Genomic DNA, 13,046 nt, shown 5'->3' with positions numbered 1-13,046 from the left:
GCGCCATCTTGCACACATCAACGCAAGCGATTGTCCTGCAACGACTTACAGCGGTATCCGTCGGTTTCGGAAGGCGCACCCCGGATGGAGACCTGTCCTCTTTTCAGGCCAGTGTGAACACATCAGCGGCTTGGCGGGGCGGCCGTCGGCCCGGAGCCGCCCATGCAGATCACAATGTAGCCCGTCCTCCAGCAAGTAGGTACAGGCCGAAATGATCTCCGCGTTGAGCAGCTGGTCGTCCTCACGCTCCACCTTGCACAGGTAGGGAGACTTCCGGTTCCTGAGGAGGAGCTCAAGTCGAGTCTGCTTCGGCGTGCACCGGATATCCACATGCAGGTCTCGACAGCAGGCCGCCTTGCGGGTGTGGTCGGCGGTGCGGCAAGGCGCCTCGGCGCATGGGTTCAGGTCCGGGGCGAGGTCGTGCTCGAGCACCGGCAGCATGCGGTGCGGCGCCTTCAGCGTCCGGGTGACCAGGCGATGATTGTCGACGATCTTGAACTGGTCTCCGCCGAGGCGGCGCGGGGCAGGGGGCCGCTTCGGGATGGCGACTTTTCCGGTGTAGCCATAGCCGCCACACCGGACGGAGCCGTTCTCCAGCTGTTCCAGATGGCGACAGGGGACATGCACATCAGCGTCGACCCAGAGCTCTTCGTCGTCGACGAAGGTCTTCCCGAAGTCGATGCGCTGGGTGTGGCCAAAGAGCCAAGTGGCGTCGTGGTCCTCGTCCCCTTCGATGGCCGCAACCCGAATGGTGAGCTTCAACGACCGGCAATGTCCACCAACCGATCTACATGGAGGGAGCGGCATGACAATCCGTGGCGAGAGGTGCTGGGGGGGCTGGTGACCGGGCGGAAAGTAGCGGAGCCGGACGGAATCGCCAGCGGCGGGTTCCCCTTGCCTAGAGGATCGACGGCCATGGCGTTATCCTTCCGCCTTCCCGTGATCCTGGTGGCCGGGAGCCGGCGCTGCCGGGGGGCAGCATCGACGCATACATCACACACCAGGGATGAGGCAAGACGAACAATGCGCGTTCCTGCGATGATTGCTGCAGTGGCCCTGGTGCTCGCGGCCTGCGGTGGAGAGAAGAAGGAAGGGGCGGAGTCGACCGAGACTCCGGAAGCGACCGCACCGACGACGGCGGCCGTGACGGGCACCACCCACGTGGTCGAGATGATCCAGGACGGCACGACGTTCAAGTTCTCGCCGGCCGAACTGACCATCAAGGCCGGCGATGCCGTGACGTTCAAGAGCGTCTCGGGCGGCCTGCACAACGTCCAGTTCCATGCCGACAGCATCCCGGCCGGCGCGGCGGCGGTCATCGATGCGGCGATCCTGAACAAGCAGGGTCCGCTGGCGTCGGCGCTGCTGAACACGGGCGAAGAGATCACGATCAATTTCGCCGGCGCGCCGGTGGGTGATTACCGGTTCACCTGCCTGCCGCACATGGCGATGGGCATGCACGGCAAGATCACCGTCCAGTAAGCTGGACGTTGGTTGCACCATCTTCGCGGGGGCGTCCATCGGACGCCCCCGCGTTGCGTTGCCCCCACGCCATCACCAACGGAACGCTCACACCAAGCAGCACGCCCGCCGCGCTGTCGACGACGTAGTGCATCTGGCAGTAGACCACGCCGACGGCCAGCAGCGCGGTGGGCACGGCCATCGCCATGCCGAGTCGGCGCGAGCCGAGCCAGGCACCGACAGTGGCGGCGACGGTCGCGGCAACATGCGACGAGGGAAACGCGGCACCGAACGCGCTCCCCCGGGCGAGCGTGGCATAGACAAGCCGCGCCGCCTCGTTGTCGACGAAGGCGCCGGTTGGCCGCGCGAACTCATAGTAGGGTCCCGCCACCGGCAGCAGCAGATAGGTGACGTAACAGAGCAGAAAGGTCGCGATCAGCCCGTCGAGGTAGCGCTCGAGTGCCGCAGGGCGGCGCTGGGCCAGGAAGACGATGACCGGCAACGGGACCAGGATGTAGTAGGAGAAGTAGACGCCGTGCAGCAGCGTGGACCAGAACACGCTCGGCGCGGCGCGCCACCAATCACGACTCGGCTGACTGTGGAAGAGCCATGCATCGGCGGCCTGCAGTGGCGCGTCCCATGTGGTGGCGGCGCCGAAACCGTTCATGACATCGATCGCGGAATAGAGACCGGCCAGCAGCACCACCGGATAGCTCGCGCGCAGGACGCGCCCCACGACACTGTGGGAGGCGCGGGTGATCAGCCAGGTGAGGAGCGGGAGGCCGAGGTGCGCCCCGATGATCCACGGCACGCCGCGCTGCGTCAGCCGGGTGGCGCCGAGTGCGGCGACGACGAGACCGTAGCTCGCCACCATCACGTCGACGCGCCGCCACGGCCACGCCGCCGTCAGAGCCAGCCTGCCTGGCGATACCAGTCGTGAGTGTGGGCGAGTCCGGTGGCGGCATCGAAGCGTGGCTGCCAGCCGGTGGCCGCGATGAACGGGGCGGCGTCGCCCGTCCAGGCGGCCTGGAAGAACTCGTTCGCCTTGTCGGCGCGGAGGATGGTCTTGCGACGGAGCGCCGCGGCCCAGGCTCCGGTGGCCGTGAGTGCCACGCGGGCGGCCCATTCGGGGATTGGCAGCAGGGTCACATTGCGGCCCATGGTGCGACCGATCTCGCGGACGAGCTCCGCCGAGGAGAGCCGCTCCGGATGATTCACGTAGTACGTCTTGCCAAGGAGAGCCTCGCCTGCGGTGCCGGCGAGCACGATCGCGTCGGCGAGGTCCTCGACATGCACGACGGACACTTCCATCGAACCGTCGCCAAAGACCGGGGCGATGCCAAGGCGCGCCGCCTTGAAGACGGTGATGAGATTGTCGCGATCGCGCGGGCCGTAAACCGTCGGCGGGCGCAGGATCACCCATGGCAGGTCGGCGCCGCGCAACACCAATTCCGAGGCGAGCTTGCTCCGGCCGTACATGGTGACCGGGGCGTCGAGTCCGTCGGCGCCCTTGGGACGCCCCCGCGCGGCCGGCCCACCCGCGGCCATTGAACTGACCAGCACGATCCGCGCGGTCCCGCCATCGGCGCGCGCGGCGTGCACGACGTTGGCGGTGCCGTCGCGATTGGCGAGGAGGAATTCGGCTTCGTCGACGGCGCCGGTGAGCGCCGCCACGTGATAGATGACGTCCTGCGCCGCCGAGGCTTCGGCCAGCGCCGGCTTGTCGCCCAGATCACCGCGCACGAGTCGAACACCGCGGGCCGCCAGATCGGCGGCCTTCGCGGGCGAACGGATCAGCGCGGTGACGGTGTCCCCGCGCGCGAGCAGGCGATCGATCAGGTGCCCACCCACGAAGCCGGTCGCGCCGGTGACCAGCGCCCTCATGTGACGGGGCGGTCGAGCAGCCGGTAGGTCTTGTACGGGGTGAAGCCGGTCTTGGTCAGGCCCTGGATGATCGCCGTGTTGTCCTCGAGCAGCCAGCCGGCCTCGCCCCAGCCGATCCCCGCCGCCGCGGCCTTGCTCCAGATCCAGTGATAGAGGGCCGAGTCGATCCCCTTGCCGCGCCACTCGGGGACGACGCCGAGCAGGAGGATGCGCGCCCGCGTGATCTGCTTCGTCTTGAGCTTCCAGAGCATCGTCAGCGAGGCGGGGAACATCCCGCCCGAGTGGTTGCCGTGCAACACTTCATTGAGGTCAGGCATGGCGAGGCCGAAGGCGATCGGCTTGCCGTCCTTCTCGATGAACGGGACCAGGTTCGGGATCACCACCGGCTTGAAGCCTGCCGCCAGCGCATCGATCTCGGCGTCGGTCATCGGGACGAAACCCCAGTTGCTCTCCCAGCAGGCATTGTAGAGCACCTTGACCAGCTCGACTTCCTTCTGGAAGTGCTTCATGTCGAGCGCCCGGATGGTGAGGCCGTACCGCTTGGTGAGCAGCGCGACGGCGCGGGCGGTGCGCTCGGGCGGCTCCAGCGGATTCTCCAGGGAGCCGGCCTGCAGGCAGATCAGGTCCTTGGCCTTCGCGAACCCCGCCGTCTCGAGCAACGTGAGATAGTATGGCGGATTGTGCGGCATCATCAGCGTGTTCGGCGTGTCGAATCCGTCGATCAGCAAGCCGCACTCATCGTTGACGGAGAAGGACGCCGGCCCGCGCAAGGTGTCGAGGCCCTGCGATTGCACCCACGCCGACGCGGTGTCGAGCAGCGGCGCCGCCACGGTGAAGTCGTTGATGCACTCGAAGAAGCCGAAGAAGCCGACGCGGTCGTGGTGCACTTCGTTGTGCAGCCGATTGTGAATCGCGGCGACGCGCCCGACGACCTCGCCGCCGCGCTCGGCCAGGAAATACTGGGCCTCGGCGTGGGCAAAGAAGGGATTCTTGGTGCGGTCGAGGAGCTTCTTTACTTCGGCGCGAAACGGCGGGACCCAGTTCGGGTCCCGCCGGTGCAGCCGATACGGCAGATCGATGAAGGCGGCGAGGTCCTTGGCGGTCTCGACTCGCCGGATGACCGGCGCAGTGCTCAGATGACCCCCAACTCCTTGCCGATCCGCCCGAAGGCCTCCAGCGCGGTGTCGATCTGGGCCGGCGTGTGGGTCGCCATCACGCTGGTGCGCAGGCGGCACTGCGACGGCGGCACCGCCGGCGGCACGACCGGGTTGGTGAAGACGCCGGCGTCGTACAGCTTCCGCCAGAAGACGAAGGTGGTCTCGAGCGGCCCGATGAGCACCGGGATGATCGGCGTGACGGTCTCGCCGATTTCGAAGCCGAGGGCCCGGAAGCCGTCGGCCAGATGCTTGGCGTTGGCCCACAGCGTGGTGCGCCGCTCGGGCTCGTCCTGCAGCACCTGGAGTGCGGCGAGCACGCCGGCGGTGTTGGCCGGGGGGAGCGAGGCGGTGAAGATGAACGGCCGCGAATGGTGCTTCAGGAAGTGGATCACCGACTCGTCCGCGGCGACGAAGCCACCGACCGAGGCGAGCGACTTCGAGAAGGTGCCGGCGATGATGTCGACCTGGTCCTGCATCCCCCAGTGGGCACCGGTGCCATCGCCGTTCGGGCCGATCACGCCGAGGGCATGGGCGTCGTCCACGACAAGCGCCGCGCCGAAGCGATTGCAGATCTTGCTCAGCCCCGGAATGTCGGCGATGTCGCCTTCCATCGAGTAGACACCGTCGACGACCACCATCGTGCCCTTGCCGGTCGTGTTGCGCTCGAGCAGGCGGGTGAGGTGGTCGAGGTCGCCGTGATTGAAGCGCTGCGTGTCGCCGTACGAAAGCTTGGCGCCGTCGACGATACAGGCGTGGTCGAGCTTGTCGAGATAGACGGTCTCGCCACGGCCGAGCAGGCCGGAGATGAGGCCGAGGTTCGCGCCGTAACCGGTCGAGAAGACCAGGGCCGATTCCTTGCCGAGAAACTTGGCCAGCGCCGCTTCGAGCTGTTCATGCAGGTCGAGGGAGCCGTTGAGGAAACGCGATCCCGTGCAGCCGGCACCGTAGCGGTGCAGCGCCTTGGTGGCGGCCTCGAGCACCTTCGGGTGGTGGGTCAGCCCCAGGTAATTGTTCGAGCCAAGCATGATCCGCTTCTGACCGTCGATGGTGACGACGGTGTCCTCGGATTCCGAGATCGGCTTGAAATAGGGGTAGAGGCCGGCCGCTTGAATCTCGCGGGCCTGGGTAAACTGGCGACACTTGTCGAAGAGCATCACCTGGGCCTCCTGCGTGGGGTGCGTCTCAGTCGCCACGGTTCCTCGCGGAGTTACGGGTGGAACTTCGAGTGGGATGGGGCCTAAGTTGGTCATGGGCCAAGGGGGAAAGCTATGACCGACGGCAGGGCGAGACAAGGCGAAGGACGCCCCGCAGGGGCGGGACGGCGAGGGGGGCTTCGGTCTCTCCTCGGGGCCGGCCTTGCCCTGCTCGCGGCCCTCCCGGTCGCTGGGCAATACCCGCGTGCCCGGCCCGGGCAGTTTGAAGTCCGCGGTTTCGACATCGCCCCCGACGGGGCGTGGCGGCGGGTCACGGCGCGAATCGCCGCCACGCGGGCCGCGTTGCTCCGCGACGGCGCGTTGGCGCGCCTGAACGCGGGTGACGCCTCGATGCAGGTCTCGGGTGGGTACTTCGTGCCGGTGATCCCGATGACATTTCCTGGGGTGGCGCAGCCCTTTCCGTCGGCTGACTATCAACAGGTGCTCTTCTCCGCGACCCCGGTGGGGCAGGCGTGGAGTCTCAAGACGTTCTACGGGGCCCAGTCGCGAGGGCACATCACCCTCGACGGTTCGGTCTTCGACTGGGTCACGCTGGACAGTGCCGCCGCGTACTACGAAGACGGCTGCAATGGCATCGGCGTGAATGGCCCCTGTCCGGCCCGAGTGCGGAGCCGGATGGCCGATCTTCTCCTCGGGGCCCTCGACGCCGTCTCGTTGCGCGGCGACAGTGCCACCGTGTGGAATGCCTACGACAACGATGGCCCCGACGGCCTCCCCAATTCCGGCGACGACGACGGCATTGTCGACTTCGTCACCTTCCTGCAGGCTCGAGTCGATGGGGCGTGCGGCGGCAGCGGCTTGTGGGCCCATCGCTTCCGCATCTCCGGGTGGAACAGCGGGCAGGCGTACACGACCCGCACCCCGCGGCGCGGTGCGGGCGGCGCGATCATTCCGGGGAGCTTCCTCCGCGTCAACTCCTACACCTTGCAGAGCGCGGTCGGCGGCAACACGGCCTGCACGGCCGGACAGATCATGCCGATCGGCACCGTGGCCCACGAGACCGGCCATGCGTTCGGCCTCCCCGATCTCTACGACACCGATGCGGCTTCGAACACCGAGGGGATCGGCGAATGGGGGCTGATGGGCTCGGGCAATTATGCGCGACCGTGGTCGCCGGCCTCCTTCGAGGCGTGGTCGCTCGCTGAGCTCGGGTGGGTCACGATCGACACCCTCGCGAGTGCCGCCGAGCGCTCGGCGGCGGCGGTGCAGAGCGGGGACACCGTCTACTACGGGGCGACCGCCGACCCCTCGACCTACCTGCTGCTCGAGAATCGGCAGCGGGTCGGCAGCGATACCGCGATGATGAACCCGGCGTTCAGTCGGATGAAGGGGCCCGGTCTGCTGATCTGGCAAATCGACGCAGCCCGAGTCGCCAACAGTCGCTCCGGCAACACGGTCAACACCGGCGTCGCGCAGGGTGTGGCCCTGGTCCAGGCGGACGGGCTCAATCAGTTGCGCTCCCCGATCACGGGCATCAGGAATCGTGGCGATGCCGGTGATCCCTTTCCGGGGACGACGGCCAATCATGAGTTCGGGCTCGCCACCTCGCCCCAGGCTGCGCGCGCCGATGGCACGCCGCTGCAGGTCCGCATTGACCGCATCACCACCGAGGCCGGGGGGCGTGTCAGCTTTCGGTACGTCCGGCGCGCACCGACCGTCATCGCGTCGCGCGCGGCTCAGGCGCGCGTGCGCGTCAACGCGGTGGCCAGTCAAACGTATCGCGAGGTCTTTCCTCCTGGAGAGGTGGTGACCATCACCGCGGACTCCATTCAGGCGAGTCTCGACGGCCGCAGTGCGCTGCGGTGGCTGAGCTGGAGCAACGCCGGGCCACGGACCCAGGTGCTGGTGACGCGGGCCGGACCGCCCGACTCCCTCTTCGCCGATTTTGCCGCGGCGCATCGAGTGCGCGTGGCCGTCAACGGCCCGGGCGTCGTGACCTCCTCGCTCACCGGGGTCGTCGGCACCGGCGCCTTCTTCGATGTCGGCGTCGCGCTGCGGCTCGACGCGGTGCCCGGGCCGGGGGTCGAATTCCTGGGGTGGCGGGGCGACAGCATCACCCCCGCCGCGTCGATGAACGTCACGCTGCAGCATCCCTATGACCTGACCGCGGATTTCGTCCAGGTCGTCGCCGTCGATCCGACCGCGGCGGTTGCCGCGATCCTTGGCGGACCGGCACTCGCGGCGGACCAGCGCCTCTATCTCGATGTGATCGGCAATCGCAATGGCGGGTACGATGTCGGCGACCTGCTCGCATGGCTGCGGCGCACGGGCCGGCCCCTGCCGACGGCACTCCGTCGCGCGCTCGGCGCGGGGGTACGCTGATGCGGCGCCTCGTCGTCGTGACGGTGCTGCTGGCAAGCTGCGGTGGGACCGACGTTCCGCCGCCGACACCGGGCGAGCTGGCGATTCACCTCACGACGCCGGCGGGCGCGGCGGCCGGGGCGATCGTCCTCACGGTCAGTGGTGGGGTCGTGGGCAGTGTCGTGCCCGCCGGTGGCCTCGAGGACGCGATGACCATCGACGCCAGCGGAACCCACTTGCTCCTGCTGGGGGCGGCCAATACCGGCGAGATCGCCGTGCTGCGGATTCCCGATCGCGCACTGGCGAGCCGCTATGTCGTGCGGGTCGAGCAGGTTGCCGACGGGTCGACCTTCGCACTCCTCGACGCCGCGCAATGGGGGGCCACGCTCGTCACCCGTCCCTGACGCGACCAGCCTGCGCTATCTTCGCAGGCATTCCCAGACATCACCCCCGTCTTCCCCTCACGCCCACAGGGTGCATCGTGGACCTTTCCGAGCGTCCTGGTCGGCTGCGGCATTCGAGCGTCCCGGCGCTCGGGAGCCGCTGAGGGTGGCACGCATCGCCATCGTCGGCGCCGGGGCCGCAGGCCTCGTCGCGGCGCGCCGTCTGCAGGAACTTGGCGCCGAGCCGCTGTTGTTCGAGGCCGCGCCGCGCGTGGGCGGCTCGATCGAGACGGTGCGCCGCGACGGCTGGCTGGCCGAAGCGGGGCCGAACACGATCATGGAACCGGATCGGGACGTGCGCGCCCTGCTCGACCGCGCCGGCCTTGCCGATCGCATCGTGCACCCGGGAGACGCGGTGAGGCGGCGCTACATCGTCCACGATGGGGTGCCCCAGGTGCTCCCCCTGTCGCCGGGCGACCTCGTCGCCACGCCGATCCTCTCGGTCGCCGGTCGGTTGCGGATGCTCAAGGAGCCCTTCGTCGCGAAGGGCAGGGACGATCCGGAGGAGACGGTGGACGCCTTTGCGCGCCGGCGCTTCGGCGATGAGGTCGCGAGCAGACTCTTCGATCCTCTGGTGGCAGGTACCAGTGGGGCCGACCCGACGCAGCTGCTGGCGCGCTTCGCGTTCCCGAAACTCGTCGAGTACGAGCAGCGCGGGGGCTCGGTGCTCAAGGGGGCGGTGCGCTCGCGCAGCCAGGCGCGTCGCCGCGGGGAGGTGCTCGGCGGCGGACTCTGGTCGTGTCGCCTGGGTCTAGAGGAGATCACCGCGCGCCTTGCGATGATGCTCGGGGCACAGGTACGGTCCGGGGTCGCCGTCGTGCGCGTCGCGGCGCGAGGCGGCGGCTACACCGTGCAGACCGCGGACGGCACCTCCACGGACGTCGACGGCGTGGTCTTCGCCTGTCCGGCGACGGCCTTCGCCACCCTGGCACTCGATCTCCCCGGCGGCGAGGCGATCCGGAGCCTTGCCACGATCCCCCATTCGTCGCTGGTCACCGTCTCGCTGGGGTATCCCCGCGAAAGGGTCGCCCACCCCCTCGATGGCTCGGGCCTGCTGGCGCCATCGTGCGAGCGGCGCCGGATCCTTGGCGCGCTCTTCCCCTCGACGCTCTTTCCGGAGCGCGTCCCGGTCAACCACGTCCTCCTCACGGCCTTCGCCGGAGGAATGCGTCAACCGCAGGTCGCCGAGATGGCCGACGCGACCGTCGTCGAGATGGCGCGTGCGGAGCTGGGTGACCTCCTCGGCGTCACCCGTGAGCCGGCCTTCTGCGAGGTGCGCCGGTGGCGGGCGGCGCTGCCGATTGCCACGTCCGGGCATGCGGCACGGATCGCACCGGCCGAGGCGTTGGAAGCGGATCGATCCGGACTACTGTTCACCGGCGCCTGGCGTGCCGGCCTGGCCGTGCACGAAGTCATGTTGGGTGGTCTGCGCGCCGCCGAACGGATCATTGCCGCGCATCCCTGAGCGGCCGATGCTACGTGGCGGGCCGGACGTTACGTTTCGGGCAGCCCCCACGCCATCGCCGTCTCCCTCGCCTCCGGAGTCCGTCGTGAACCGCTTTCGTTCCGTCCTGCCCCTGCTGACGTTCGTCGCTGTCGCGTGCGCGTCCGGCGCGCCCCCGGTGGCCGCTCCGGCGCCCGCCGGGGCTCCGGATGCCAAGATGGTGGCCAAGGCCCACGCCATCCACGACCGGGTCCTGTCAATTGACACCCACGTCGACATCTCGCCGGCGCAGTTCCGCGTGGGGATGCCCAACTACGCGACCGATCTCCCCGGCCGCCAGCAGGTCGACCTGGTCAAGATGGAGAAGGGCGGCCTCGGCGGGGCGTTCCTGATCGCCTACGTCGGGCAGTCCACCGACCTGACCCCGGCGAGCTTCGCCCGCGCCAACTCCCAGGCGCTCGAGAAGTTCGCCGCGGTGCACCGCCTCGTCGATTCAATCGCGCCGACGCGCGCGGCGCTGGCGCTGACCGCGGCTGATGCGCGCCGGATCCACAAGGAAGGGAAGAAGGTGATCTTCATCGGGATCGAGAACGGCTTCTCGATCGGGACCGACATCACCAACGTCGCGAAGTTCCACGCGCTCGGTGGCCGCTACATGTCGCTGGCCCACAACGGCCACTCGCAGCTCTCGGACTCGAACACCGGGGAGCGCGACGGCGTCTGGCTGCACCATGGCCTCTCGCCGCTGGGCCGCGAGGTGATCGTCGAAATGAACCGGGTCGGGATGATGATCGACATCTCCCATCCGTCGAAGGAATCGATGATGCAGACGCTGGCGATCACCAAGGCGCCGATCATCGCGTCCCACTCCGGCGTCCGCGCCATCTGCAACCACAGCCGCAACCTCGACGACGAGCAACTGCGTGCGTTGGCGAAGAACGGTGGCGTGGCTCAACTGGTCGCCTTCAACGGCTACGTGAAGTGCAACGCCGACGCCGCCGCACGCGACGCCGCCCGCCGCGACGCGATCGCCGACCTCCGGAAGCAGTTCGGGATCACGGCCACGCAGCAGGCCCAGGTGACCGCCCAGGTCGAGGCGCTGCCGAACGAGGCGCGGAACCGCTACCTCGCCGCGCAGGAAGACATCACCAACCGCCGCTACCCGGCCGATGCGGCGGCGACGGTCGCCGACTTCGTCGATCACATCGACTACGCCGTCAAGTTGATCGGCATCGATCATGTCGGCATCTCCTCCGACTTCGACGGCGGCGGCGGTGTCGAGGGGTGGCGCAACGCGGGCGAGACCTTCAACGTCACGCTGGAACTGGTGAAGCGCGGCTACACCGAGGCGCAGATCGCCAAGATCTGGGGCGGGAACCTGCTGCGGGTGATGGGAGAGGTGGAGAAGGTGGCGGCGGGGATGCAGAAGAAGTCGTAGGGCGACGAAGTCGTAGGTCATAGGTCGTAGGTCGTAGGTCGTAAGTCGTAAGTCATCCCGAGTGAAACGAGGGACCCGCGTGATGGCTGCCACGCAGGTCCCTCGCTTCGCTCGGGATGACGGCGTTCAGGACCTACGACTTACGACCTACGACCCCTCAGAACTGCACATCAAACGACCCGTTCGTCACCGACCGCGTTCCCGTGGCGGAGGTCCCCGGCGAGGCGGCGGCGGTGAAGGTAAAGGTGCCGGCCGCGCGGGTGGCGGTCAGCGTCGTCACGGTGATCGAGCCCGCGCCCCCAACGAGCGAGGAGGTCCACGCCGGGGTGCCGGTGGTGACCTGCACCAGCTGCGCGACACCGAGGTTGCCGGGTCCGACATTGAAGGTGCCGGTCGCGGCGACGCCCGGGATGGTCAGCTGGATCTGGTAGGTGCCGTTGGTGCCGCTCACGGCGAGCACGTTGCCGCCGTGCGTGCCCTGCACCGCGAGCGTGCCGCTCCAGGCCGTGCCAGCAACGGTGGCGGACATGGTGTTGTCATCGCCGGAATTGGTGCCGGAGTCGCTGCCGCAGGCAGTGACGAGCAGGGTGGCCAGGGTAAGGACGGTCGGTCGGGCAAGGCGCATTGGGCGAGACTCGCGGAAGGTGGTGGGGGTGCGGTCAGTATGGCGTATCCCCTGAGGATCGCACCGCCCGGCTCGCGCCGCAAGGCGGGGGCGCCCCCGTTTGTCGTGCCAGATCACCGCCACCTTCCCCAACGTCGCGGCGTTCGTGGTCGGGTGGTTTGGTCGGTGAGGCCGTGAACGCAACCGTCCTCGGCCCTCCAGCTTCCCAGCGCGTCCACAGTAGCGCCCCTCGCTTCGCAGGATAAATCGACACCCCTGCAGGCGAGGAGGTCGAAATCGCGCTTCCTTCGGGGAATTCGAGGCCTGACGGGGCGGGGAAGGTGGTCGTTCCTGGCAGGGGTGCAGCTTCTCCGGCGACCTGGAAGCCCCTGCGGCGATTCGACCGGTGAAACCAGCCGCCAGGTTTCCCGATTAGGCTGCAGGCGCTACCGTTCTTCAGGATTGGGCCGCAGGGGCTGCGGGTCCAATACACGTTAGGCCTATCGCCGGACTCTTGCGCCTCGTATAGACCGGGTATATACATCCACCGTGGCCGCCGACATCTTTGACCGATTGGCCCAGTGCACGGGCTTTGAGTGGGACGCCGGCAATGCTCCCAAGGTCGTGGCGCGCCATCAGGTCACACCTGGGGAATGCGAGCAGGTGTTCTTTCACGAGCCCCTGCTCATTGCCCCGGACCCTCGGCATTCGAAGGTCGAAGAGCGGTGGGCCGCGTGGGGCCAGACCGCGGAGGGGCGGACCCTTGCGATTGTCTTCACCCTGCGGGGCGACCGGATCCGCCCTCTGTCCGCGCGCGACATGAACCGGAAGGAGCGTCAGCGATATGCCGAAGCCTAAGCTCAAGCCGATCCCGAAGTTTGCGACCGAAGCCGCTGAGCAGAAGTTCTGGGCCACGGCGGATACGACGGAGTACTTCGATTGGACGCAGGCGCGTCGTGTCGTCTTCCCCAACCTGAAGCCCACGACCACCCCCATCTCGATGCGCTTGCCCGAGACGCTGCTCACGGACCTGAAGCGGCTCGCGAACGAGCAAGACGTCCCGTACCAGAGCCTCATGAAGGTCTACCTGGCGGAGCGCG

Annotated in this window: 13 protein-coding genes; 7 read left to right on the top strand and 6 right to left on the bottom strand. The window is 68.3% G+C overall.

What is annotated here, in order from left to right:
* Positions 1-45: 45 nt before the first annotated feature.
* Complete coding sequence (locus IPG05_03825; GenBank protein MBK6494220.1) at positions 46-762, bottom strand: hypothetical protein; 717 nt, start codon at positions 760-762, stop codon at positions 46-48.
* 261 nt (positions 763-1,023) lie between these two features.
* On the opposite strand from IPG05_03825, the gene IPG05_03820 reads away from it, so the two are divergent.
* Positions 1,024-1,482 (top strand): cupredoxin domain-containing protein, encoded by a 459-nt coding sequence (locus IPG05_03820; GenBank protein MBK6494219.1) that lies wholly within the window; start codon positions 1,024-1,026, stop codon positions 1,480-1,482.
* On the opposite strand, the gene IPG05_03815 is transcribed toward IPG05_03820, so the two are convergent.
* From IPG05_03815 to IPG05_03800, 4 genes are read right to left on the bottom strand one after another with little or no spacing between them, the layout of a single operon-like run.
* Entirely contained in the window at positions 1,469-2,335 is an 867-nt protein-coding gene (locus tag IPG05_03815; GenBank protein MBK6494218.1) for a phosphatase PAP2 family protein, read from the bottom strand. The genes IPG05_03820 and IPG05_03815 overlap by 14 nt on opposite strands.
* Positions 2,336-2,367: 32 nt before the next feature.
* Positions 2,368-3,345: an NAD(P)-dependent oxidoreductase gene (locus tag IPG05_03810; GenBank protein MBK6494217.1), complete on the bottom strand. Its 978-nt coding sequence runs from the start codon at positions 3,343-3,345 to the stop codon at positions 2,368-2,370.
* On the bottom strand, positions 3,342-4,580 hold the full coding sequence (locus IPG05_03805; GenBank protein MBK6494216.1) for an N-acetyltransferase: 1,239 nt from the start codon (positions 4,578-4,580) through the stop codon (positions 3,342-3,344). The genes IPG05_03810 and IPG05_03805 overlap by 4 nt, the downstream gene beginning before the upstream one ends.
* A complete protein-coding gene (locus IPG05_03800; GenBank protein ID MBK6494215.1) occupies positions 4,478-5,659 on the bottom strand; it encodes a pyridoxal phosphate-dependent aminotransferase family protein in 1,182 nt (393 codons plus the stop codon). The genes IPG05_03805 and IPG05_03800 overlap by 103 nt, the downstream gene beginning before the upstream one ends.
* Positions 5,660-5,770: 111 nt before the next feature.
* On the opposite strand from IPG05_03800, the gene IPG05_03795 reads away from it, so the two are divergent.
* The 4 genes from IPG05_03795 (at position 5,771) to IPG05_03780 (ending at position 11,342) form a co-directional block, all read left to right on the top strand.
* The gene (locus IPG05_03795) at positions 5,771-8,038 is read left to right on the top strand and encodes a M6 family metalloprotease domain-containing protein (protein MBK6494214.1); all 2,268 of its coding nucleotides are present in this window, start codon (positions 5,771-5,773) and stop codon (positions 8,036-8,038) included.
* Complete coding sequence (locus IPG05_03790; protein ID MBK6494213.1) at positions 8,038-8,421, top strand: hypothetical protein; 384 nt, start codon at positions 8,038-8,040, stop codon at positions 8,419-8,421. Before IPG05_03795 ends, IPG05_03790 begins: the two co-directional genes overlap by 1 nt.
* Before the next feature lie 145 nt (positions 8,422-8,566).
* The gene (gene hemG, locus IPG05_03785; protein MBK6494212.1) at positions 8,567-9,925 is read left to right on the top strand and encodes a protoporphyrinogen oxidase; all 1,359 of its coding nucleotides are present in this window, start codon (positions 8,567-8,569) and stop codon (positions 9,923-9,925) included.
* Positions 9,926-9,932: 7 nt separating this feature from the next.
* Entirely contained in the window at positions 9,933-11,342 is a 1,410-nt protein-coding gene (locus tag IPG05_03780; GenBank protein MBK6494211.1) for a dipeptidase, read from the top strand.
* A gap of 157 nt (positions 11,343-11,499) precedes the next feature.
* On the opposite strand, the gene IPG05_03775 is transcribed toward IPG05_03780, so the two are convergent.
* Positions 11,500-11,967 (bottom strand): hypothetical protein, encoded by a 468-nt coding sequence (locus tag IPG05_03775; GenBank protein ID MBK6494210.1) that lies wholly within the window; start codon positions 11,965-11,967, stop codon positions 11,500-11,502.
* A gap of 540 nt (positions 11,968-12,507) precedes the next feature.
* On the opposite strand from IPG05_03775, the gene IPG05_03770 reads away from it, so the two are divergent.
* Together IPG05_03770 and IPG05_03765 are read left to right on the top strand one after the other, a co-directional pair.
* A complete protein-coding gene (locus IPG05_03770; GenBank protein ID MBK6494209.1) occupies positions 12,508-12,804 on the top strand; it encodes a BrnT family toxin in 297 nt (98 codons plus the stop codon).
* Positions 12,791-13,046, top strand: a 256-nt coding sequence (locus IPG05_03765) for a BrnA antitoxin family protein (protein MBK6494208.1), incomplete at its 3' end; no start/stop codon positions are given. The genes IPG05_03770 and IPG05_03765, both read left to right, overlap by 14 nt.

Source organism: Gemmatimonadota bacterium, assembly GCA_016704275.1.
GTDB lineage: Bacteria > Gemmatimonadota > Gemmatimonadetes > Gemmatimonadales > GWC2-71-9 > Palsa-1233.
This window is presented reverse-complemented; position numbering and strand designations above follow the sequence as displayed.